Source organism: Streptomyces sp. AM6-12 (genome assembly GCF_044327085.1).
Lineage (GTDB): Bacteria > Actinomycetota > Actinomycetes > Streptomycetales > Streptomycetaceae > Streptomyces.
Genome location: NZ_JBIQWN010000002.1, coordinates 26,620 through 48,829, shown reverse-complemented (window position 1 = coordinate 48,829; position 22,210 = coordinate 26,620). Strand labels below are relative to the sequence as shown.

21 protein-coding genes and 1 pseudogene are annotated in these 22,210 nt (G+C 73.9%); 14 read left to right on the top strand and 8 right to left on the bottom strand.

Translation table 11 applies throughout. The features are described from left to right. Window positions 1-36 precede the first annotated feature (36 nt). On the bottom strand, window positions 37-1,032 hold the full coding sequence (locus tag ACE4Q9_RS28635) for an alpha/beta hydrolase (RefSeq protein WP_397988241.1): 996 nt from the start codon (window positions 1,030-1,032) through the stop codon (window positions 37-39). Window positions 1,033-1,273: 241 nt separating this feature from the next. Here ACE4Q9_RS28635 and purB point away from each other — a divergent pair, with 241 nt between their 5' ends. Further along, on the top strand, window positions 1,274-2,716 hold the full coding sequence (gene purB, locus ACE4Q9_RS28630) for an adenylosuccinate lyase (RefSeq protein ID WP_397987398.1): 1,443 nt from the start codon (window positions 1,274-1,276) through the stop codon (window positions 2,714-2,716). Beyond that, on the top strand, window positions 2,713-3,309 hold the full coding sequence (gene mug / locus ACE4Q9_RS28625) for a G/U mismatch-specific DNA glycosylase (RefSeq protein WP_397988239.1): 597 nt from the start codon (window positions 2,713-2,715) through the stop codon (window positions 3,307-3,309). Before purB ends, mug begins: the two co-directional genes overlap by 4 nt. Here the strand turns inward: mug and ACE4Q9_RS28620 are convergent. Next, window positions 3,290-4,006 (bottom strand): ABC transporter permease, encoded by a 717-nt coding sequence (locus ACE4Q9_RS28620; protein ID WP_397987397.1) that lies wholly within the window; start codon window positions 4,004-4,006, stop codon window positions 3,290-3,292. The two genes, mug and ACE4Q9_RS28620, sit on opposite strands and share 20 nt — an antisense overlap. Window positions 4,007-4,008: 2 nt before the next feature. Continuing rightward, window positions 4,009-4,929: an ABC transporter ATP-binding protein gene (locus ACE4Q9_RS28615; RefSeq protein WP_397987396.1), complete on the bottom strand. Its 921-nt coding sequence runs from the start codon at window positions 4,927-4,929 to the stop codon at window positions 4,009-4,011. A 107-nt stretch (window positions 4,930-5,036) separates the two neighbouring features. Here ACE4Q9_RS28615 and ACE4Q9_RS28610 point away from each other — a divergent pair, with 107 nt between their 5' ends. From ACE4Q9_RS28610 to ACE4Q9_RS28600, 3 genes are all read left to right on the top strand, one after another. Next, a complete protein-coding gene (locus tag ACE4Q9_RS28610; protein ID WP_397987395.1) occupies window positions 5,037-6,200 on the top strand; it encodes a sensor histidine kinase in 1,164 nt (387 codons plus the stop codon). A gap of 30 nt (window positions 6,201-6,230) precedes the next feature. Continuing rightward, window positions 6,231-6,890, top strand: a complete 660-nt coding sequence (locus ACE4Q9_RS28605) for a response regulator (protein ID WP_397987394.1) — start codon at window positions 6,231-6,233, stop codon at window positions 6,888-6,890. Window positions 6,891-6,985: 95 nt separating this feature from the next. Further along, window positions 6,986-8,143 (top strand): ROK family transcriptional regulator, encoded by a 1,158-nt coding sequence (locus ACE4Q9_RS28600; protein ID WP_397987393.1) that lies wholly within the window; start codon window positions 6,986-6,988, stop codon window positions 8,141-8,143. A gap of 23 nt (window positions 8,144-8,166) precedes the next feature. On the opposite strand, the gene ACE4Q9_RS28595 is transcribed toward ACE4Q9_RS28600, so the two are convergent. From ACE4Q9_RS28595 to ACE4Q9_RS28585, 3 genes are all read right to left on the bottom strand, one after another. Next, on the bottom strand, window positions 8,167-9,087 hold the full coding sequence (locus tag ACE4Q9_RS28595) for an alpha/beta fold hydrolase (RefSeq protein WP_397987392.1): 921 nt from the start codon (window positions 9,085-9,087) through the stop codon (window positions 8,167-8,169). Between the two features lie 142 nt (window positions 9,088-9,229). After that, window positions 9,230-9,991, bottom strand: a complete 762-nt coding sequence (locus ACE4Q9_RS28590; RefSeq protein WP_397987391.1) for a GntR family transcriptional regulator — start codon at window positions 9,989-9,991, stop codon at window positions 9,230-9,232. Between the two features lie 240 nt (window positions 9,992-10,231). Continuing rightward, window positions 10,232-11,116: an RNA polymerase sigma-70 factor gene (locus tag ACE4Q9_RS28585; RefSeq protein WP_397987390.1), complete on the bottom strand. Its 885-nt coding sequence runs from the start codon at window positions 11,114-11,116 to the stop codon at window positions 10,232-10,234. A 123-nt stretch (window positions 11,117-11,239) separates the two neighbouring features. On the opposite strand from ACE4Q9_RS28585, the gene ACE4Q9_RS28580 reads away from it, so the two are divergent. Together ACE4Q9_RS28580 and ACE4Q9_RS28575 are read left to right on the top strand one after the other, a co-directional pair. Further along, the gene (locus tag ACE4Q9_RS28580; protein WP_397987389.1) at window positions 11,240-11,893 is read left to right on the top strand and encodes an NADPH-dependent F420 reductase; all 654 of its coding nucleotides are present in this window, start codon (window positions 11,240-11,242) and stop codon (window positions 11,891-11,893) included. Window positions 11,894-11,993: 100 nt separating this feature from the next. After that, the gene (locus ACE4Q9_RS28575; RefSeq protein WP_397987388.1) at window positions 11,994-12,845 is read left to right on the top strand and encodes an alpha/beta fold hydrolase; all 852 of its coding nucleotides are present in this window, start codon (window positions 11,994-11,996) and stop codon (window positions 12,843-12,845) included. Here the strand turns inward: ACE4Q9_RS28575 and ACE4Q9_RS28570 are convergent. Further along, window positions 12,842-13,150 carry a hypothetical protein gene (locus tag ACE4Q9_RS28570; protein ID WP_397987387.1) on the bottom strand — a complete coding sequence of 103 codons (309 nt, stop codon included), beginning with the start codon at window positions 13,148-13,150 and terminating at the stop codon, window positions 12,842-12,844. The genes ACE4Q9_RS28575 and ACE4Q9_RS28570 overlap by 4 nt on opposite strands. Before the next feature lie 209 nt (window positions 13,151-13,359). Between ACE4Q9_RS28570 and ACE4Q9_RS28565 the strand changes: the two are divergent. Together ACE4Q9_RS28565 and ACE4Q9_RS28560 are read left to right on the top strand one after the other, a co-directional pair. After that, window positions 13,360-13,545 (top strand): annotated as a pseudogene (locus ACE4Q9_RS28565) (alkaline phosphatase); the annotation flags it as partial. Window positions 13,546-13,797: 252 nt separating this feature from the next. Next, on the top strand, window positions 13,798-15,195 hold the full coding sequence (locus tag ACE4Q9_RS28560; protein WP_397987386.1) for a GNAT family N-acetyltransferase: 1,398 nt from the start codon (window positions 13,798-13,800) through the stop codon (window positions 15,193-15,195). 370 nt (window positions 15,196-15,565) lie between these two features. Here ACE4Q9_RS28560 and ACE4Q9_RS28555 read toward each other — a convergent pair whose 3' ends face one another. Beyond that, window positions 15,566-16,801, bottom strand: a complete 1,236-nt coding sequence (locus tag ACE4Q9_RS28555; RefSeq protein WP_397987385.1) for a trans-sulfuration enzyme family protein — start codon at window positions 16,799-16,801, stop codon at window positions 15,566-15,568. A gap of 61 nt (window positions 16,802-16,862) precedes the next feature. Between ACE4Q9_RS28555 and ACE4Q9_RS28550 the strand changes: the two genes are divergently transcribed. The 5 genes from ACE4Q9_RS28550 (at window position 16,863) to ACE4Q9_RS28530 (ending at window position 22,125) form a co-directional block, all read left to right on the top strand. Continuing rightward, a complete protein-coding gene (locus tag ACE4Q9_RS28550) occupies window positions 16,863-17,348 on the top strand; it encodes an Lrp/AsnC family transcriptional regulator (RefSeq protein ID WP_397987384.1) in 486 nt (161 codons plus the stop codon). A 53-nt stretch (window positions 17,349-17,401) separates the two neighbouring features. Further along, on the top strand, window positions 17,402-19,090 hold the full coding sequence (locus ACE4Q9_RS28545) for a DUF885 domain-containing protein (RefSeq protein ID WP_397987383.1): 1,689 nt from the start codon (window positions 17,402-17,404) through the stop codon (window positions 19,088-19,090). Window positions 19,091-19,238: 148 nt separating this feature from the next. Then, a complete protein-coding gene (locus ACE4Q9_RS28540) occupies window positions 19,239-19,463 on the top strand; it encodes a ferredoxin (RefSeq protein ID WP_397987382.1) in 225 nt (74 codons plus the stop codon). Beyond that, window positions 19,453-20,844 carry an NAD(P)/FAD-dependent oxidoreductase gene (locus tag ACE4Q9_RS28535; protein WP_397987381.1) on the top strand — a complete coding sequence of 464 codons (1,392 nt, stop codon included), beginning with the start codon at window positions 19,453-19,455 and terminating at the stop codon, window positions 20,842-20,844. Before ACE4Q9_RS28540 ends, ACE4Q9_RS28535 begins: the two co-directional genes overlap by 11 nt. Window positions 20,845-20,883: 39 nt before the next feature. Further along, window positions 20,884-22,125 (top strand): cytochrome P450, encoded by a 1,242-nt coding sequence (locus ACE4Q9_RS28530; RefSeq protein ID WP_397987380.1) that lies wholly within the window; start codon window positions 20,884-20,886, stop codon window positions 22,123-22,125. Window positions 22,126-22,210 lie beyond the last annotated feature (85 nt).

The window sequence follows — 22,210 nt, the reverse complement described above, 5'->3', positions numbered from 1 at the left end:
TCCCCGGCACAGGACACGTGATCCGCAGGACAGGACCTACTGGCCTCCCTGTCCTGCGAGCGTGGCCAGGACGTCCGCGACCGGGGTGGGGTCGAGAGGGCCCCCGTGTGACGCGCCGGGGAAGTCGTGCACGCGGAAGCTGTTGCCGGGTGTGGACGCGTCGGCTTCCGCGATCATTCTGTCCTGGAGCGCGGTGGCGATCGTGCGGTCCCTGCCGAAACGCAGGTAGGTGCGGGGAACGCGTCCCCAGGTGCCGGCCCGGCCGACCGCTCGGCCCGCATAGGCGGCGACGGGCTCGTCGATCTGCATGCCGGCCAGTATCCGGCGGAAGCCGGCGTCGGGGTAGTCCGCGCAGATCATCTCCTTCAGGAGGGCCAACTCACCGCTGACACCCGTACGGAAGTTCAGCCGCAATACCCCGAGCCGGTCCGGGTCGCCCACCGTCAGTTCCACCGGGCTGACGGCGTTCGCGTTCTCGGGTGCCGCCGTGCAGGCGTCCGCCGTGGGCAGGACGCGGCTGGGACAGAAGGCCGCCATGTAGCAGAGGTGCCGAAGCAGGTGCGGGACGGCGTCGCCGACACGGCTGACCGACACGCCGCCCAGGCTGTGCCCGACCAGTACCACCGGACCGTTCCGTGCGGCCCGCCGCACGATGCCCGTGACGCGCGCCTCGTAGTCGTCCAGCCCGAGGCCCTTCAGCGGGGAGGGCTCGACGGCCATCGCCGTGAGGTCCTGCCGCTGGTACGACTCCGCCACGAAGGCCTCCGCGCCGTGCCGCGGCTGGTCCACCATGACGACGCGGTGGCCGCGCAGCACCAGTTCCCGCGCGATCGGCATCCAGAACGCGCCGGCGCTGTGGGTACCGTGCACCAGCACGTACGTCACCGGCCCGCGACGCGGGGCCGCCGCGGCCGGCGAGGTTCCGCGTCCGGTGGCCGGCGCCATGCCGACCACGGCGAGTCCCAGCCCGCGCAGCGCCGTCCGCCGGGTGGTGCTTTTTCGCGTTCCGTCCGTGTCATCCGTCATGAACACCACGCTATGAACGGCCAGTTCGGCCCACCAGCGGTCCAGCACCCCCACGGGGGTGGACCCAGAGCCACCCTGCCTCCTGCGTGCGGCTCGCAGGGTCCGGCCCGCGCGCCGTGAGCCACAAACCGCCCGGACCGACCGGACCGGATACGTGATGCCCCCTACGAGAGCCCGGTGACCTGTAGTTTTCTACGGTCCCTGGACGGTGCGGACCCTGTATGGACGGACTGTAAACTCTGGACACGTGACTTCAGCGCCCGCCAAGCCCCGCATCCCGAACGTCCTCGCCGGACGCTACGCCTCCGCCGAGCTCGCCACGCTCTGGTCGCCCGAGCAGAAGGTGAAGCTGGAGCGGCAGCTCTGGCTCGCCGTGCTGCGGGCCCAGAAGGACCTCGGCATCGAGGTGCCGGACGAGGCGCTCGCCGACTACGAGCGTGTCCTCGACACCGTCGACCTGGCCTCGATCGCCGAGCGCGAGAAGGTCACCCGGCACGATGTGAAGGCGCGGATCGAGGAGTTCAACGCGCTCGCCGGGCACGAGCACGTGCACAAGGGCATGACCTCCCGTGACCTCACGGAGAACGTCGAGCAGCTCCAGATCCGGCTCTCCCTGGAGCTGATGCGCGACCGCGGTGTGGCCGTCCTCGCCCGTCTCGGCAAGCTGGCCGGCGAGTACGCCGAGCTGGTCATGGCCGGCCGCTCCCACAACGTGGCCGCGCAGGCCACCACCCTCGGCAAGCGCTTCGCGACCGCCGCCGACGAGCTGCTCGTGGCCTACGGCCGTATCGAGGAGCTGCTCGCCCGCTACCCGCTGCGCGGCATCAAGGGCCCGGTCGGCACCGCGCAGGACATGCTGGACCTGCTGGGCGGCGACGCGGCCAAGCTCGCCGAGCTGGAGCAGCGGATCGCCGGCCACCTGGGCTTCTCCCACGCGTTCACCTCGGTCGGCCAGGTCTACCCGCGCTCGCTGGACTACGAGGTCGTCACCGCGCTGGTGCAGCTGGCGGCGGCGCCGTCCTCGCTGGCCAGGACGATCCGGTTGATGGCCGGCAACGAGCTGGTCACCGAGGGCTTCAAGCCCGGCCAGGTCGGCTCCTCGGCGATGCCGCACAAGATGAACACCCGCTCCTGCGAGCGCGTCAACGGCCTGATGGTGATCCTGCGCGGCTACGCGTCGATGACCGGCGAGCTGGCGGGCGACCAGTGGAACGAGGGTGACGTGTCCTGCTCCGTGGTGCGCCGGGTCGCGCTCCCGGACGCGTTCTTCGCGCTGGACGGCCTGCTGGAGACCTTCCTGACGGTGCTCGACGAGTTCGGCGCGTTCCCGGCGGTCATCGCCCGCGAGCTGGACCGCTACCTGCCGTTCCTCGCCACCACCAAGGTGCTGATGGGCGCGGTGCGCGCCGGGGTCGGCCGCGAGGTCGCACACGAGGCGATCAAGGAGAACGCCGTCGCCACCGCCCTCGCCATGCGCGAGCAGGGCGCCGAGCGCAACGATCTGCTGGACAAGCTCGCCGCCGACGAGCGCCTCCCGCTGGACCGCGAGCAGCTGGCCGCGCTGATGGCCGACAAGCTGTCCTTCACCGGCGCCGCGGCCGACCAGGTCGCCGTGGTCGTCGGCCGGATCGAGGAGATCGTCAAGCAGCGCCCGGAGGCCGCCGGCTACACACCGGGGGCGATCCTCTGACCCCGCGTCTTTCCCAGGCGGACCTGGAGGCCGCCCGCGACCGTCTCGTCCCGGACGTGGTCGCGGGCGGCCTCCGGGTGCTTTTCTGTGGTATCAATCCCGGCCTGATGACGGCGGCCACCGGCCACCACTTCGCCCGCCCCGGCAACCGGTTCTGGCCGGTGCTGCACCTGTCCGGCTTCACGCCGAGGCTGCTGAAACCGGCCGAGCAGCGGGAGCTGCTGTCGTACGGCCTCGGCATCACCAATGTCGTGGCCCGCGCGACCGCTCGGGCGGACGAGCTGACCGCCGAGGAGTACGCCGAGGGTGGCCTGCTGCTGACCGAGAAGGTACGGCACCTCGCGCCGCGCTGGCTCGCGGTGGTCGGGGTGACCGCCTACCGCGCCGCCTTCGCCGACCGGACCGCCCGGATAGGACCGCAGGAGCGGACCATCGGGGGCACCCGAGTATGGGTCCTGCCCAACCCCAGTGGCCTGAACGCGCATTGGACGGCGGCGACGATGGCGGAGGAGTTCGGGCGGTTGCGGGCGGCGGCGGAGGCCGACGTCGACGCGGTCCACCGCGACCCCCGGTTCAGGCGTCCCGGCGGCTGACGGACCAGGCGCCCGCCAGGAGAGCCGCCGTCGTCCACAAGGCGCACACCCCGAGGCCGGTCGAGGGGCCGAGCGGGCCGTCCCAGGTGTGGTGCAGGGCGACCTGGCCCGCGCGGTCGGGGAGGAAGTCGGCGATGCCCGCCGACATGTCGCCGATCACGAAGGACACGATCAGCAGGAACGGGATCAGGATCGAGAGGGTGGCGACACCGCTGCGCAGGACGGCGGTGAGGCCCGCGGCGAACAGGGCCATCAGGGTGAGCTGGAGGCCGCAGCCGAGAGCGCCGCGCAGTCCCTCGGCCCAGGCAGGGCCGTCGGCGCCGAGGACGGCTTTGCCGACCAGGAGCGTCACCGCTCCCGTGAGCAGTCCGGCGGCGAGCGCGGACAGGGCGATCGCGGTGGCCTTGGCGGCGAACCAGCGCGGCCGGGCCGGGGTGGCCGCCAGGGTCAGCCGCAGCGCGCCGCCCCGGAACTCCGCCGCCACGGCCGTCGTACCGAAGGCGATGGCGGCGATCTGGCCGAAGCCGATGCCGAAGAACGCCGAGAACAGCGGGTCGGGGCCGTTCTCGTCGGGAGAGGCCGAGGCGAGCGCGGAGAAGGCGGCCGTGACCAGGACGACCGCGGCCAGCGAGCCGATGAGCGAGCGCAGGGTGCGGATTTTGATCAGCTCGGCACGCAGGACCGGGACGAACGGCATGGTCAGACCTCCTGGGGCTGGGCGGTGAACTCGGCTCCGGCGGCGGTCAGATCGAGGTACGCCTGCTCCAAGGTGCCCTCGCGGGTGGTCAGTTCCAGCACGGGCAGGCCCTCCCAGGCGAGCAGACGGCCGAGTTCCTCGGCGCGGGCGTGCCGTACCGTCCAGGCGCCGTCCGCGTGCCGCACGGCGTCGTGGCCGTGCCGGGCGAGCAGCTCGCCGAGCGCGCCGGCGTCGGTGCTGCGGACCGTGACCTCGGGCTGGACGCGGGCGTCGATGAACTCCCGCACCGGGGTGTCGGCGAGGAGGCGGCCGCGGCCGAGGATCACCAGATGGTCGGCGAAGCAGGCGGTCTCGTTCATCAGATGGCTGGAGACCAGGACGGTGCGGCCTTGGGCGGCGAGTCCGCGCAGCAGGGTGCGGATCCAGACGATGCCGTCGGGATCGAGGCCGTTGGCGGGCTCGTCCAGCAGGATCACCCCGGGGTCGCCGAGCAGGGCCGCGGCGATGCCGAGCCGCTGGCGCATGCCGAGCGAGTAGGTGCCCACCCGGCGCCGGGCCACCTCGGCGAGGCCGGTCTGTTCGAGGACCGCGTCGACGCGGGCGCCGGGGATGCGGTTGCTCGCCGCGAGGGCCCGCAGATGGTCGCGTGCGGTGCGCGAGCGGTGCGCGGCCCCGGCCTCCAGCAGGGCGCCCACCCGGCGCAGCGGCTCGCGCAGCGCGGCGTACTCCCGGCCGCCGATGGTGGCGGTGCCCGAGGTGGGGCGGTCGAGGCCGAGGACGAGGCGCATGGTGGTGGACTTGCCCGCGCCGTTGGGGCCGAGGAAGCCGGTGACACGGCCGGGGCGAACGCTGAAACTCAGGCCGTCCACGGCCCGCCGTGCGCCGTACTCCTTGGTGAGGTCGCGTACGTCGATGCTGGTCATGGCCTCAGCCTGGCGGGGCACGGGAGTCGGTGCCTCCCCCGCCGGTGGGGACCGTCTCCCTCGTGCGGGGGAGGTTTGTTGTCAGTGGCGGGTGCGACGATGTGCCCATGGTCCGCCTCCTGCGCCCGTTGCTGCGCGGGACGACGTACACACGGTTGCTGCATCTGTGGGTGCCGATGCTGATGGAGAGTCTGTGGCTCTTCATCGACCCCGCGCGCCCCTGGGTGCCCGCCCTGGTGCTCGTCCCGCTCGGTCTGCTGCCCGCCGTCCGCCGGGGCGAGGGCGTGCAGGCGCGGTTGCTGCTGACGCCCGACGCGCCGGAGTCCGGCATATCCGAGGCCCCGGCGGCGAGTTGGCGGGACCGGCTGCGCACGGTGGGCTGGCTGGAGCTGCGCTGGGTGCTCGGCTGGGTCACCTGCTTCGCCACGGTGTGGTCGCTCGTCACCACGGTCGAGCTGGCGCGCTGTGCGTGGGGCCACGCGCCGTCCGGGGCGCCCCTGCTGGACCGGTTGTCGCCGGCGCCCGCCTGGGCCCTGCTGTCACCCCTCCCGCTGCTCGTCCTGTACGGCGCGGTCGTCGGCCTGGGCGCGCTGGTCACGGTGTGCGCGCGCCGGCTGCTCGGGCCGTCGGCCGCCGAGCGGCTGGCCGCGCTGGAGGAGCGCACCGAGCTGCTGCTCGAACGGAACCGGATCGCACGGGAGTTGCACGACTCCATCGGGCACGCGTTGACGGTGGCGGTGGTGCAGGCGGGCGCGGCGCGTGCGGCGGGCGATCCGGAGTTCACCGACCGGGCGCTCGGCGCGATCGAGGAGACCGGCCGGGCCGCGCTCGCCGATCTGGAGCGGGTGCTGGGGGTGCTGCGCGAGTCCGGGCGGCCGGCGAGCTCCCGGCCCACGCTGGCCGAGGCGGACCGGCTGCTGGAGTCGGCGCGGGCCTCGGGCGCGACGGTGGACGCCGAGGTGTCGGGACCGGTCGCGGCGGTCCCGGGGCCGGTGTCCCGCGAGGGCTACCGCACCCTCCAGGAATCGCTGACGAACGTGGTCCGGCACGCGGGCGCCGTGCCCGTGCGGGTCCGGGTCGCGGTCACCGACGACCGGCTGCTGCTGCGGGTGCGTAACGCCCTGCCGGAACCACCGGAACCCATACCCGGCCCGGGCCGCGGCAGCGGGCTGCGGGGCATCCGCGAGCGCGCCGCCCTGCTCGGCGGCACCGCACACACCGGTCCGGAGCGGGACGCGTGGCTGGTCCGGGTCGAACTCCCGCTGGCCTGACGGGCGTCGGGGGTGATCTAGGCTGGCCGGATGCCGGTCACCGTACTCCTCGTCGACGACGAGCCCCTGGTCCGCGCGGGGCTGCGGGCCGTGCTCGGGGCGCAGCCCGACATCGAAGTGGTGGGCGAGGCCGCGGACGGCGCGGCGGTGGTCCCGCTGGTGCGCGGGCTGCGGCCCGATGTCGTCGCCATGGACGTGCGGATGCCGCTGCTGGACGGCATCGAGGCCACCCGCGCGGTGCTGCGCACGGTCCCCGACCCACCGAAGATCCTCGTGGTGACCACCTTCGAGGACGACGAGTACGTGTACGAGGCACTGCGCGCGGGCGCCGACAGGTTCCTGCTGAAACGGGCCCGGCCGGCCGAGATCGTGCACGCGGTACGGCTGGTCGCCGAGGGCGATTCGCTGCTGTTCCCCGGCTCGGTACGACGGCTCGCCGAACGGTACGGCGACGGCGCGGGGCGGCCCGCGCAAAGCGCTCTGCGGCGGGCGCGGCTGACCGAGCGGGAGGCGGAGGTGCTGCGGCTGATGGCGCGCGGGCTGTCCAACGCGGAGATCGCCGCCCGGCTGGTGGTGGGCGCGGAGACGGTCAAGTCGCATGTGAGCGCCGTACTGGCCAAGCTCCGCGCCCGTGACCGCACACAGGCGGTGATCGCGGCGTACGAGTCGGGATTCGTGGAGCCGCGCTGAGCGGGCTGCCACGCTCCGTCGAGCCCGGCGCTCGCCGGGGCGGTGTGGGACGAGTACGATCCGGCCAACACGCCCGCGAGCTGGGAGGACGGACGGTGGGGCAGCTGACCGGCGGCGATCCCTCGCTGCTGCGAAGGATCAACTCCGCGGTGGTGCTGCACGCGCTGCGGGCCACGGACTGCGCGACGCTCAGCGAGATCGCGCGGGTCACCGGGCTGTCCCGGCCCACGGTCGAGGGCGTGGTGGAGCAGCTGATCGAGGCCGGGCTCGTGGTGGAGCGGGCCGCCGACGAGGGGATCGTGCGCAGGCAGGGGCGCCCGGCCCGGAGGTTCCGGTTCCGGGCCGAGGCGGGGCATCTGCTGGGCCTGGAGATCGGCCCGCACCGGGTCGCCGCGCTGCTGTCCGACCTGGACGGGCGGGTGCTGGGCCGGCAGGCCAAGGAGGTCACCGAGACGGCACCCGCGGACGAGCGCCTGGACCGGCTGCGGGGCACGGTCGCCGAGCTGCTGCGGCGCTGCGGGGTTCCCCGCGGCTCGCTGCGCGCGGTGGGCGTGGGCACGCCGGGCATCGTGGCGGCCGACGGCACGGTGCGGCTGAGCACGGCGTTGCCGCAGTGGACGGGCCTCGGCCTCGGCGAGCGGCTGAGCCGTTCCTTCAAGTGCCCGGTGCTGGTGGAGAACGACGCCAACGCGGCGGCGGTCGCCGAGCACTGGAAGGGCGCGGCGGACGAGACCGACGACGTGGTGTTCGTGCTGGCCGGGCTGAGCCCCGGAGCGGGCGCGCTGATCGGCGGCCGGCTGCACCGCGGCTTCGGCGGGGCGGCCGGGGAGATCGGGGCGCTGCACCTGCTGGGCCGGGAGGCCACCCCGGAGACGCTGCTGTCCACCACCGACGAGCCGTTGCACCCGCTGGACGAGCAGGCGGTGGCCGAGGTGTTCGCGCTGGCGCGGGAGGGCGATCTGCGGGCGCGCGCGGCGGTGGAGCGGTTCATCCAGCGGCTGGTGCACGACGTGGCCGCGCTGGTCCTCGCGCTCGATCCGGAGCTGGTCGTGATCGGCGGCTGGGCGGCCGGGCTGGACGGTGTCCTGGAACCGCTGCGCCGCGAACTGGCCCGCTACTGCCTGCGGCCGCCCCGCGTGGCGCTGTCCGTGCTGGGCGAGGCGGCCGTGGCCACGGGGGCGCTGCGGCTGGCCCTGGACCATGTGGAGGAGCAGCTGTTCGCGGTGGAGGGCACGGTGACGGCGCGCCGCTGACGGGAACCGTACTACCGCTCCCGCTACGGCGCCGCGACGCCCGCCTCGGCCAGCAGCTGGTCCGCGACGATCCGGGCGCCGGTGTCGCCGACGAGGATCGTGTAGTGGTTGGTGCCGGGGACGCGCCGGGCCTTGACCCGGCCGGGGTCGAGCTCGGCGGCGGCGAGGCGGTCGTCGTCGTACAGGCCCTGGGGCTCGTCCATCAGGCCGCGTTCCGCCCAGAGCAGTCGCGCGGGCAGCGGCAGCCGGTGGATCGCCTCGGCCACCTCGCCGCCGAGCTGGTCGATGCCGTCGGCGCGGACCGCCTCGATCGCGCAGGACGAGCGCAACTCGGGCTCGACGCCCACGAGATCGCGCTGGATGTAGGCGTCCACCCAGGGCGACCAGGCGGCGGCGAAGCCCGGATGCCGCTGCCAGAACGCACGGTAGGCGGCCCGGTCCTCGAACGTCATCGACAGCCGGGCCATGGCCGGGCCGAGGACGGCGGCGATCAGCTCGTCGGGGTCCGGTTCGGCCGGCACGGGGAAGGGCACGCCGCCGTCGACGAGCAGCAGGGCGCGGGGCAGGGCGGGGTGGCGCCCGGCGGTCAGCGCGGCGGTGAAGGCGCCCATGGAGTGGCCGGTGAGCACCACGGGGCCGGGGGCCAGCCGGGCGGCCACGGCGGCCATGTCGTCTGTGTGCGCGGCGATGCCGTACGGGCCCGGCAGGTCGCGGCTGTGGGCCCGGCCGCGCAGGTCCGGGGCGAGCAGGGTGACGCGGCCGGCGAGGTGGTGGGCGACCCGCGCCCAGGACAGGCCGTTGGCGGTGATGCCGTGCAGGGCCAGCACCACGGGGGCGCCGGGGTCGGCGGCGGGCCAGCGCAGTACGGCCAGTTCACCGCCGCGCACGGGGACGCGCAGCTCCTCGTACGCCGGTACCTGTGCCGCGGGCGGGATTCGGCTCATCGGCGGAACGGCCTCCTCGCGTTGTGTGGTCGCCGGAATCATAGGAGCGGCACGCGGCCGGCGACATGGCGCCGACCGCCCGCACCGGTGCGGCCCGGTGGAGCTCAGGGGCGCACGCGCGGCGAGGAACTGCCCGGACGGATCAGGAGGCCCGCCGGGCCGGGTCGTGGTGGATTTCCACGCCCGCGCTGTCGCCGAAGGTCAGCCGGCAGGTGTCGGCGCGGTAGGTCGCCACGGAGAGGGCGGCGGTGCGGCCGAGGGCGGTGAAGCGGGTGGTGACGACGAGGACCGGCGAGCCGGGGAGCCGGTCCAGCTCACGGGCGTCGTCCGCGCGGGCCGAGCCCAGTTCGACGGCCCGGTCCTGGCCCTCCAGGTCCAGGTGGTGCAGCTCCCGCAGCACCGCACGCGCGCGGGCCGCGCCGGAGGGCGCGTCGATCGCGGTGAGGCCGGGCACCGACGCGGCCGGGATGTGGAGGAGTTCGGTGGCGACCAGCTGGCCGCCCGACATCCGGGAGCGGCGCACGGTGTGCACGGGCTCGTCCGCGCCGGTCTCCAGCGCGGCGGCGACGGCCGCGGGCGGGATCTCCTGGACGCAGTCGACGGCCTGCCAGGCGTCCCCGGCGACGCCGGGCCAGGCGTGCTGTTCGCCGCCGACGGCCACGCCCACGCGCGGCGGCGCGACAGTGGTGCCGACGCCCCGGCGGCGCTGCAACCGGCCCTCCAGCTCCAGTTGTTCGAGGGCCTGGCGGAGCGTGGCGCGGGCCACGCCGAAGCGGGCGGCCAGATCGCGCTCGTTGGGCAGGATCTCGCCGACCGAGAACTCGGAGTCGAGCGCCTCGCTGAGCACGGTCCTGAGATGCCAGTACTTCGGTTCCTGCACCGAATCCAGCTGCGTGGTCCCCACCCTGTCCTCCGCAAGAGCCGTGGTGCGGCGGTTTTTAGCGCCCTTGTTTATTAAAGGTTGTTGCACTTCTCTGCCGACCATAGGACGGCCGACACCCTTGGTCAAGACCAATCCTCGTTCCCCGGACGAACGCCGAGGAGGGCCGCAGCGCAGCGTTCACGAGGCGTTCGTACGCGGTGATCCGGGTGACATCACGGCAAAGCCCCCGTCGCGGGACGGGGGCTCGGGTCCGCATGCGGTTCAGTGGTCGGCCAGGTGGCGCAGCTTGTCGGGGTTGCGCTGGATGTAGACCGAGGTCACGCGGCCCTCCGTGACGTCCAGTTGGAAGAGGCTGTCGGGTTTGCCGCCGGACAGGACCAGGACGGCGGGACCACCGTTGACCTCCAGCAGCCGCAGGGCGGGGTCGGATCCCACGGCGGGGGCGACGGCGGCCACGAAGCGGGCCACCTTGTCCGCGCTGTGCAGGATCCGCAGGGCCGCCCTGACCTTGCCCCCACCGTCGGAGACCAGCCGCACGTCCGGGGCGAGCACCGACATCAGCCCGTCCAGGTCTCCCCCGGACGCGGCGTGCAGGAAACGCTCCGTCAACTCGCGGCGCCGGCCGGGATCGACGTCGTAGCGCGGACGCCGTTCCTGCACATGCCGGCGGGCCCGTGCGGCGAGTTGCCGTACCGCCGGTTCGCCGCGGTCGAGCAGGGCGGCGATCTCGGCGAACGGGAAGCCGAACGCCTCCCGCAGCACGAACACGGCGCGTTCCAGGGGCGAGAGCGATTCCAGGACGACCAGTACGGCCATCGAGACGGTGTCGGCGAGGACGGCCCGGTCCGCGGCGTCGGGTGCGGTGTCGCCGTACTCGGTGACGTACGGCTCGGGCAGCCAGGGTCCGACGTACGACTCGGCGCGCGACTGCACCTGGCGCAGCCGGTCGATGGCCAGCCGGGTGGTGATCCGCACCAGGTAGGCGCGGGGTTCGCGGACCTCCCCGCGGTCGGCGCGGGACCAGCGCAGCCAGGCGTCCTGGACCACGTCCTCGGCGTCGGCGACCCGGCCGAGCATGCGGTAGGCGACGCCGGTGAGCAGGCTCCGGTGCTCCTCGAAGACGTCGGTCGCGGGGTCGGCGGTCATGCCCTCATCCCATCCGACACGCCCCCGCGCTGTCCACTCGGAATCAGGCCGTGCGTGGGCGTGCCGGACCACAATGACCGCGCGGACCGCCGGGCGCCGGTGGCCGGGAGCCGGAGGTGTGCGATGCGGTACGGGGTGCTGGGCACGGGCGAGGTGGGCCGGACGCTGGCGGGGCGGCTGGTGGAGCTGGGGCACGAGGTGACGCTGGGCTCGCGCACCGCGGACAATCCGGTGGCGCGGGAGTGGGCGACGGCGGCGGCCGGGCGGGCGCATGCGGGGACGTTCGCGCAGGCCGCGGAGGCGGGCGAGGCGGTGATCAACGCGGTGAGCGGGCGGGTGGCGCTGGACGCGCTGCGGGCGGCGGGCGCCGCGCACCTGGACGGCAAGATCCTGGTGGACGTGTGCAACCCGCTGTCCTTCGAGGACGGGCTGCCGCGGCTCGACCCGGTGGAGTCGGACAGCATGGGCGAGCGGATCCAGCGGGCGTTTCCCGGAGCGCGGGTGGTCAAGACGCTGAACACCGTCAACGTCACGGTGATGGTCGATCCGGCGCGGGTGCCGGGCGAGCACCATCTGTTCGTGTGCGGGGAGGACGCGGAGGCGAAGGAGCGGGTGACGGCGTGGCTGGGCGACTTCGGGTGGCCGGCCGGGCGGGTGCTGGATCTGGGGGGTATCACGGCGGCACGGGCCACGGAGATGTATCTGCCGCTGTGGCTGCGGATGTCGCGGGTGTTCGGGCACGCGGACGTCAACATCGAGGTGCGGCGGGCGGGTTGACGCCGGTTCGGTTCTGACGGCACCCCTGGGGCTACCCGTCGGTAGTAATTGCTGACAAGCTGTCTACGGCGTCTGTCAGCAGTCGAGCCGAGGAGCACCCATGTCCGCCACCGCCTCCTTCACCGTATCGACCCCGCGCGGCCCCGAAGAGGTGGCCGTGTCCTACGCGCGAGTGGGGCGCGGCGAGCCGCTGGTGCTGCTGCACGGCATCGGGCACCACCGGCAGGCCTGGGACCCGGTGGTGGACATCCTCGCCACCGAGCGCGAGGTGATCGCGGTCGACCTGCCGGGCTTCGGCGCGTCCCCGGCACTGCCGCCCGCCCTCGCCTACGACCTGCCCACGACCAACGCCGTGCTGGGCGCCCTGTTCGAGACGCTGGACCTGGACCGCCCGCACATCGCGGGCAACTCGCTGGGCGGCCTGCTCGCGCTGGAGCTGGGCCGCGAGAAGCTCGTACGGTCCGTCACGGCCTTCTCCCCCGCCGGGTTCTGGACGGAGGCGGAGCGGCGGTACGCCTTCGCGACGCTGCTCGCGATGCGGGGCGTCGCCCAGCGGCTGCCGGCGCCCCTGGTGGAACGGCTCAGCCGCAGCGCGGCGGGCCGCACGGCGCTGACGAGCACGATCTACGCCCGCCCCGCCCGCCGCGACCCCGCGGCCGTGGTCGCCGAGACCCGTGCGCTGGTGGAGGCCACGGGCTTCACGGCGACCCTGCGGTCCGGCAACACCGTCCGCTTCACCGACCCGCTGCCGGGCCTGCCGGTCACGGTCGCCTGGGGCAGCCGGGACCGCCTCCTCCTGCGCCGCCAGGGCGTCCGCGCCAAGCAGACCATCCCGCACGCCCGCCTGATCCGCCTCCCCGGCTGCGGGCACTGCCCGATGAGCGACGATCCGGCACTGGTGGCACGGGTGATCCTGGACGGCAGCGGGGGCGGGGTGCCGGAGGGGGTTTAGGCGGAGAACGACCCCGCGCCGCCCGGTACATGCGTTCCGTAGCCGGGCTGCACGGCCAGTGAGGGGCCGAGGCAGAAGGGGTTGCCGTAGATCCGCACCGGCTCATCCGAGAGGTTCGACAGGACGTGGGCGAGCGCGGGCAGCCGGTGGCAGCCCACCGGGTCGTGATAGACGTCCAGGGGCTGGACCTCGGTGGAGAAGACGACGACGTCTCCCGACGCGGCCTGCGCGGACCCCGCGAGGCCCAGCACCGAACAGGCCGCCGCGGCCAGGGAAACCAGAACTGCCTTTGCTCGCACGATCATCCTTCACCGTTGACACTCCCGCTCCGGACGCGGGCTCGCCCCACAGCTATCGCGCGGACGCCGCCCCGTTCCGTCCGTTCCCGCCCGGTTCACCCGATCGGCGGACGACGCTTCACCGTCGCGGGCACCGAGCGCCGCGCCGCGCCCAAGTCCCGTACCGGCATGTACGGTTGTTCACCTCCGGTTCGTGTGCGCGCCGCGCGGCCCCCTTCGGCCCGGACCGGGTGTTCGTCAAGGCTCCGGCCGCCTCCAACGTCTCGCCCGCCGAGGGCTACCAGTTCTTCGGCGAGGTCGACATCGACGGCGCGAGCGGCGAGCTGACGGTACGGCTGCGGGAGTACGACGGTACGGTGCTGTTCACCAGGACGCTCCAGCCCCGCCGGGTCGGCCAGTAATCGACGGTTTCCCGGCCGGTTCCCGTACGCTTCGAGCCATGTCGCGCGCCGGCGTCATCCCCCGGCGCGCGACCCCTCAACTCGCGCGCTGAGCGCGGGCTTTGCCCTGTTCCGGGCGACTCCGGCCAGGAGCCGGCCACGAGTGGTCGTAGAAGATGGAACAAATGGGGCGGAGCATGCTTTACCTGTCGGTCACAAACAGTTCGCGATCAGGCAACACGCTTCCTTCACAGTGCTTGTATGACTCCGGACATGTCTGATGTGACCCGCGCCCGGCACGGCCGGCCCGTGCACCACTGGCGGCGGGACCTGGTGGAACTGGCCGCCCTATTCACCGCCGTCGCCGTGGCCGACGGGGTGGCGAACCTGATCGGGCACGGCCCCGACGGGCCCGCCCTGCTGATGATCTCGGCGCTCGCTCTGGCCGCGACGGCGGGCTTCCACACCTGGTGGGCGCGGCGGCACGGCCATGCGCCGCCTCCGTCCCCGGCTGGTGATACCGGTGCCCGGCCGGCCGCCGTGGCGCGGCCGGCCGGGCCGGGCGACGGCGCCGCCGGGCCGAGCGGGCCCAGCACGCTGTGGCGGATGCGGACGACGGTCAGGGACGAACCCGGCTCACTGGCCGCGCTGTGCACGGCGCTGGCGGAACACCGGGTGGACATCCTGAGCCTCCAGACGCACCCGCTGGCCGAGGGCACGGTGGACGAGTTCCTGCTGCGGGCGCCCGGCGCGCTGGGCGCGGCCGAGCTGACGCGGGCGGTGGCGGCGGCCGGGGGCGGCTCCACGTACATCGAGCGGGCCGACGCCCACGATCTGGTCGACGCTCCGACGCGGGTGCTGGGCCTGGCCACCCGTACGGCGCTGGACGCGGCGGAACTTCCGCTGGCGCTGCGGCAGTTGCTCGGCCGGTGCACGATCCGTTCGGTGCCCGGCCGGGGCGGTGACCGGGAACCGGTGCCGGTGGAAGGGGTGTTGGAGGATACGGTCATGCGGCTGCGGGCGTCGGAGGGCGGCGTGCTCACCGTGGAGCGGCCGTATCTCCCGTTCACCCCCACGGAGTTCGCGCGGGCGCGGGCGCTGGTGGAGCTGGACGCGCGACTGGGTCCGCGGCTCCCGGACGGGCAGGACGTGCTGACGCTGCCCGAGGGCGACGACATCGCCGTACGGCGGATCGACACCGGTGACCTGGCGGCGGCGAGGGCGATGCACGAGCGGTGCTCGGACCGCACGCTGATGCTGCGCTACCACGGGCCCGTCGGGGACGCCGACCGCTACCTCAACCATCTGCTCAGCCCCCGCTTCGGGCGGACGCTCGCCGCGCAGACGGCCGGTGGGCGGATCGTCGGTCTCGGGCATCTGCTGTGGGACGGCGACGAGACGGAGGTGGCGCTTCTGGTCGAGGACGACTGGCAGCGGCGGGGCGTCGGCGCGGAGCTGCTGCGGCGGCTGGTGGGGATGGCCCGCCAGGCCCGCTGCGACAGCGTGTACGCGGTGACGCAGGCGTCCAACACGGGGATGGTCGCGGCGATGCGGGGCCTGGGGCTGCCGCTGGACTACCAGGTGGAGGAGGGCACGCTGGTGATCACGGCACGCCTGGCGGCGGAGCCCTCACCGCTCCGGCCGACGTATGACAGGGCGCGCAGGGACTGACGTCGGTGGGAGCCGGTGGACCGGTGGATGCCGGGACCTGGCGGGGTCCGGTGGGGGCCGGTGGATGCCGGGGCCTGGTGGGGGCCGGCGGACTCCGGCGGACTCCGACGGTGGCCGGTGGACTCCGGCGGTGAGGTCCGGTGAGGTCGGCGGTGGCCGGTGGACTCCGGTGGTGGCCGGTGTGGCCGGCGGACTCCGGCGGTGGCCGGTGTGGCCGGCGGTGGGCGGCGGACTCCGGTAGTGGCCGTTGCGGCCGGCGGACTCCGGCAGTGGCCGGTGTGGCCGGCGGACTCCGGCGGTGAGGTCCGGTGAGGTCGCCTCTCCCGGTCCCCCCGAGGCACCGGGAGAGGCGTTACCGGTCACCGGTCCGTCAGCCCACCGGGTCCGCCGTCCGGACCCTCTGTGCCGTCCGCGCCGCCTCCGCCGTCCGCACCCGCACCTTGGTCGGCTCGCCCAGCGCCTGGTCCAGGTCGGCCCAGAGGTCGTCCACGTCCTCCAGCCCCACCGACAGCCGCAGCAACTTGTCGCCGACCCCGGCGCCCCGGCGGTCGTCCGCGTCCACGATGCGGTGGCTGATGGACGCGGGGTGCTGGATCAGGGTGTCCACGCTGCCCAGGCTCACCGCCGGGGTGACCAGCCGTACCCGGGAGATCAGCTCGTGCGGATCGCCCTTCACCTCGAAGGCGATCATCGCGCCGCCGATCCGCGGATAGTGCACGCGGGTCACCCGCGGGTCCGCGGCGAGGCGGCGGACCAGCTCCGCGGCGCTCGCGGAGGCCGCCCGGACCCGGACCGGCAGGGTGGACAGGCCGCGCAGCAGGAGGTAGCCGGCCAGCGGGTGCAGGACGCCGCCGGTGGCGAAGCGGATCTGGCGCAGCCGGCCCGCCAGCTCCTCGTCGCAGGCCACGACCCCGGCCAGCACGTCCCCGTGCCCGCCGAGGTACTTCGTCGCGCTGTGCAGCACCAGCCGCGCGCCCTGCTCGGCCGGGCGCTGGAGCACCGGTGTGGCGAAGGTGTTGTCGACCAGCAGCGGCACCGAACCGCACGCGTGCGCTACGGCCCGCAGATCCAGTTCGGCGAGGGTCGGGTTGGCCGGGGACTCGACCATCACCAGGCCGGTGTCCGGGCGCAGCGCGTCGGTGACGCCGGCCGGGTCGGTCCAGGTCACCTCTGTGCCGAGCAGCCCGGCGGTGAGGAGATGGTCGCTGCACCCGTAGAGCGGCCGTACCGCGACGACATGGCGCAGGCCCGTCGCCGAGCGGGCCAGCAGCACCGCGCTGAGGGCCGCCATGCCGCTGGCGAACGCGACCGCGGACTCGGTGCCCTCCAGGCGGGCCAGCGCGGTCTCGAAGCGGGCGACGGTCGGGTTGCCCAGCCGGCCGTAGACCGGGGGGCCCACCGGGTCGGCACCGTCGGTGGCGAAGGCGTCGATGCGCGCGGCCTCGCCCCGGCTGTCGTAGGAGGGGTAGGTCGTGGACAGGTCGATCGGCGGGGCGTGCAGTCCCTGGCGGGCGAGATCGTCGCGGCCGGCGTGCACGGCCTCGGTCGCGAGGGCTCTCGGTGCGGGGCGTACGTCGTCGTAGGCGCCCATCGTCGCTGTGTCCATGACGGAAAAGGGTGAACATCGAACGGGTTACCGGGGCCGAAGTCCGTGCTACGTTCGGCCGATGGCCGATTCCGTCGTACTGGATCCGGTGGATCTCGAACTGCTGCGGCTGTTGCAGAACGACGCCCGGATCACCTACCGCGATCTCGCCGCCCAGGTCGGGGTGGCGCCGTCGACCTGTCTGGACCGGGTGACCCGGCTGCGCCGCTGCGGTGTGATCCTCGGTCATCGGCTGCGACTTGATCCGGCCAAGCTCGGCCGCGGATTGCAGGCGCTGCTCTCGGTGCAGGTCAGGCCGCACCGCAGGGAGCTGGTGGGGCCCTTCGTGGAGCGGGTGCGCGCCCTGCCGGAGGCCCGCTCGGTCTTCCATCTGACCGGCCCCGACGACTATCTGGTGCATGTGGCCGTGGCGGACATGGCCGATCTCCAGCGGCTGGTCCTGGACGAGTTCACGGCACACCGCGAAGTCGCCCGCGTGGAGACCCGGTTGATCTTCCAGCAGTGGGAGTGCGGCCCGCTGCTGCCGCCCGGCCACGCCGACAGCTGAATCCCGGCCGACGCTGGTGACGCGGGGATCCCTCCCGTACGAGGATGGGCGGCATGTCTGAGATCAACACCCCGTTGCCCCGCCAGGTCGCCGACGCGTACGTGGACGACCTGATCGCCCTCGACCCGGTGACCGGCACCTACCTCGGCGTGCCGGAGAGTTCGCGCACGCTGCCCGACTACTCGCCCGCGGGCCAGGAGGCCCTCGCGGAGCTGGCCCGGACCACCCTCGCCAGGCTGGACGAGGCGGAGCGCGGGCCCGGCGCCGACAGCGGCGTGGAGCGGCGCTGCGGACGGCTGCTGCGGGAGCGGCTGACTGCCGAACTCGCCGTGCACGAGGCGCAGGAGCACCTGCGCGCCGTCGGCAACATGCACACCCCCGGCCACTCGGTGCGGGACATCTTCACGGTGATGCCGGCGGAGACCGAGGAGGACTGGGCGGCGATCGCCGAGCGGCTGCGCGCGGTGCCGGGGGCGCTCGCCGGCTACCGCGAGTCGCTCCAACTGGGCCTGGACCGCAAGCTGTTCGCGGCGCCCCGGCCGACCGAGACCTTCATCGGGCAGCTCGGCGAGTGGATCGACACGGACGGCAAGGGCCGCGGCTGGTACGAGGAGTTCGCCGCCGCCGGCCCCGACGCGCTGCGCGCCGAGCTGGACGAGGCGGCCCGCACCGCCACCGCCGCCCTGGTGGAACTGCGCGACTGGCTGCGCGAGGTGTACGCGCCGGCCGTCGAGGGCGCCCCGAACGTGGTGGGCCGGGAGCGGTACGCGCGCCTCGCGCGGTACTTCAACGGCACCGACCTGGACCTGGACGAGGCGTACGCGTACGGCTGGTCCGAGTTCCACCGCATCCTCGGCGAGATGAAGCGCGAGGCGGAGAAGATCCTGCCCGGCGCCGAGACCCCCTGGGTGGCGCTGGCGCACCTGGACGAGCACGGCCGGCACATCGGCGTGGACGAGGTCCAGGGCTGGCTCCAGGGCCTGATGGACCGGGCGATCGCGGACCTGGACGGCACGCACTTCGAACTGGCCGAGCGGGTACGCCGGGTGGAGTCGCGGATCGCCCCGCCCGGCGGCGCGGCGGCGCCGTACTACACGGGCCCCTCGGAGGACTTCTCCCGGCCCGGCCGCACCTGGCTGCCCACCATGGGCCAGGACCGCTTCCCGGTCTACGACCTGGTGTCCACCTGGTACCACGAGGGCGTGCCCGGCCACCACCTCCAGCTCGCGCAGTGGGCGCACGTGGCCGAGGACCTCTCCCGCTACCAGGCGACGGTGGGCATCGTCAGCGCCAACGCCGAGGGGTGGGCGCTGTACGCGGAGCGGCTGATGGACGAGCTGGGCTACCTCGGCGACGCGGAGGAGCGGCTCGGCTACCTGGACGCGCAGATGATGCGGGCGGTGCGGGTGATCGTGGACATCGGCATGCACCTGGAGCTGGAGATCCCGGCGGACTCGCCGTTCCACCCCGGCGAGCGCTGGACGCCGGAGCTGGCGCAGGAGTTCTTCGGGGCGCACAGCAGCCGCCCGGCGGACTTCGTGGAGAGCGAGCTGACCCGCTACCTGACCATGCCCGGCCAGGCCATCGGCTACAAGCTCGGGGAGCGTGCCTGGCTGCTGGGCCGGAAGCGGGCCGGCGAGCGGCACGGCGCGTCGTTCGACCTGAAGGCGTGGCACATGGCGGCCCTCTCCCAGGGCTCGCTGGGCCTGGACGACCTGGTGGACGAGCTGGCCGCGCTCTGAGGGCCGACTCACTCGATCGGCGTGCCCGGCGCGCGGGCCCCCCGGCTTCGCTCCCATGCTGGCGAACGGGGGACGACCGCCGTCCGGGCCGCCGCACGCGTCAGCCGCGTGGGGCGCGCCGCGGACCCTGACCACCGGAAGGGCGTCGATGAGGCTCGTCGTCGATCTCAACAAGTGTCAGGGGTACGCGCAGTGCGCGTTCCTCGCGCCGGACGTCTTCGCCATGCACGGCGAGGAATCGCTGGTCTACGACCCGCAGCCCGACCCGGAGCAGCGCGAGCGACTGGCGCGGGCCGTGGCCGCCTGCCCGGTGCAGGCGATCACGGCCGACGGGGTGGCCGGCGCTTCCCGGAGCGCGGACGATGGCCGCTGACCACATGGACCGGCTCCGCCGCGAGGGCCGGATCGTGATCGTGGGGGCCTCGCTGGCGGGGCTGCGGGCGGCCGAGACGCTGCGCGCGGAGGGCTTCGCCGGGGAGCTGACGCTGATCGGCGACGAGCCGTACGAGCCGTACGACCGCCCGCCGCTGTCCAAGGCGGTCCTGCTCGGCCGGGCGGACCCGCACCGCACCGGGCTGCCCCGGCGCCGGGAGATCGACGCCAAGTGGCGGCTCGGCACGGCGGCCACCGGCCTGGACCTGACGGCCGGGCGGGTGCGGCTGGCCGACGGGGACGAGGTGGAGTACGACCGGCTGCTCATCGCCACCGGGGTGCGCGCCCGGCCCTGGCCGAAGGAGCCGGAGGCCCGGCTGGACGGCGTCTTCCTGCTGCGCACGCGGGACGACGCGGCCGGGCTGTACCAGCGGCTGCGCGCGGGGCCGCGCCGGGTGTTCGTGATCGGCGCCGGGTTCGCGGGCTGCGAGGTCGCCTCCGCGTGCCGGGAGCAGGGCATCGCGGTGACGGTCGCGGAACGGGCGGGCGCGCCGCTGGTGGGCGCGCTCGGCGGGGTGATCGGCGCGGTGGCCGCGGATCTGATGCGCGAGCACGGCGTGGATCTGCGGACCCGTGTGACGGTGACGGCCCTTGAGGGCGACGCGGCCGGGCGGGTGCGGGCGGTCCATCTGTCCGACGAGAGCGTGGTCGAGGCGGACGTGGTCGTGGTCTCGCTGGGCTCGCAGCGCAACACCGAGTGGCTCCAGGGGTCGGGGCTCGGCGCGGGGCCGCGCGGCATCGCCTGTGACGCGGGCTGCCGGGCCTTCGACTTCCGGGGGATCGTCACCGACGACGTGTTCGTGGCGGGTGATGTGGCGCGCTCCCCGCACGCGCTGTTCGAGTACCAGTTCCTCTCGCTCGAACACTGGGGCAACGCGGTGGCGCAGGCGGAGACGGCCGCGCACAACATGATCTGCGACGGCGCGGACCGGCGCCCGCACCTGTGGATGCCGGCGTTCTGGTCCTCGCAGTTCGGGGTGAACATCAAGTCGGTCGGGGTGCCCCCGATGGGCGAGGAGCTGATGATCACCCAGGGTTCGACGGCGGAGCGCCGGTTCGTCGGGGTCTACGGCCACAAGGGCCGGGTGGTGGCCGCGGTGAGCTTCGACAACACGCGGTGGCTGGAGTTCTACCAGCGGGCGATCGAGCGGGGCGCGCCGTTCCCGGTGGAGTACCCGACGATGGACCGGCGGTCCGAGAACCGGCGCCCGGTGCCGGCCGACTTCCCCGACCCGTCCCTGCCGACCCACGGCCCGATGGTGACCCTGAGCGGCTACTCGCCCGCCGATACCCAGCTCGTCTTCCACCCCGCCCGCCACTGACCGGCGCCCCGCGTGCCGGAACCGCCCCGAGGAAGCCCCATGACGCAAGACTCGATCGTGCGCCGGATCACCGACTTCGCCAACCGCGCCGACCCGTACCCGGTGTACCGGGAGCTGCGCGGGACACCGGTGCTGCACGAGGAGGAGGGCGGCCCCTACGTCATCAGCTCCTACTGGGACATCGAGGCGCTGCTGCACGATCCGCGGATCAGCTCCGACGCGGCGAATCTGGCGGCGGCCGGGGAGGATGTCCTGCTCCAGTCGGAGGAGACGGGCGGGCTGCCGCCGTCGTTCCTGCGCCTGGACCCGCCGGAGCACGACCGGCTGCGGCGGATCGCCAACAGCGCCTTCGGGCCCCCGCACCGGCCGCGCCGGATCGACGGCATGCGGGGCGAGTTGCGGGAGATCGTCAGGGGTCTGATCGACGACTTCGGCGAGGAGCGGGAGATCGATCTGGTGGACCAGTTCGCGTACCCGTTCCCGGTGACGGTGATCTGCCGGCTGCTCGGGGTGCCCCGTGAGGACGAGCCGCGCTTTCGCGCCTGGGTCGATCCGCTGGTCGCGAGCCTCGATCCGGGGACGCGGCAGGAGGCGGACGAGGACTTCGCCAGGACCGCGCGCGAGGCCCGGATGCAGCTCGGCATGTATCTGGCCGGGCTGGCCGAGGAGCGGGCCAAGGAGCCGCGCGACGATCTGCTGTCCGACCTGGTGAACAGCCATGGCCCGGACGGCGCCATGACGATGATGGAGGTGCTCAGCACCTCGGTCCTGCTGCTGATCGCGGGTCACGAGACGACCGTCAACCTGATCACCAACGGCATGCTCACGCTGCTGCGCCACCCGGACGTGCTGGAGCGGCTGCGCCATGAGCCGGAGCTGGCGCCGCGACTGGTGGAGGAACTGCTGCGCTACGAGCCGCCGGTGCAGCTGGTGCCGCAGCGCACCTGCATCACCGACATCGAGGTGCGCGGGGTGACGATCCCCAAGGGGTCGCGGATCTGGCTGGTGCTGGCCGCGGGCAACCGGGACCCGGAGCGGTTCGAGGACCCCGACCGGTTCGACCCGGACCGCGAGGACATCCAGCACCTCGGCTTCGGCAGCGGCATCCACATCTGCTTCGGCGCACCGCTGGCCCGCCTGGAGACCCAGATCGCCCTGACCGAGCTGGCCCGGCGCCTGGACAACCCCCGCTTGGTCCAGGACCCGCCGCCCTACCGGGAGAACGCGGTACTGCGCGGACCCCGACACCTGCGGATCGCCTTCGACGGCGTCCGGCCCTGAAACCTCTCTGCGCCGTCTTTCCGGGTCGGGCCGAGCACGCGCGGGCGCACGACCGAATCGCGCGGCTGCGGTGAGCAGTTCGCGG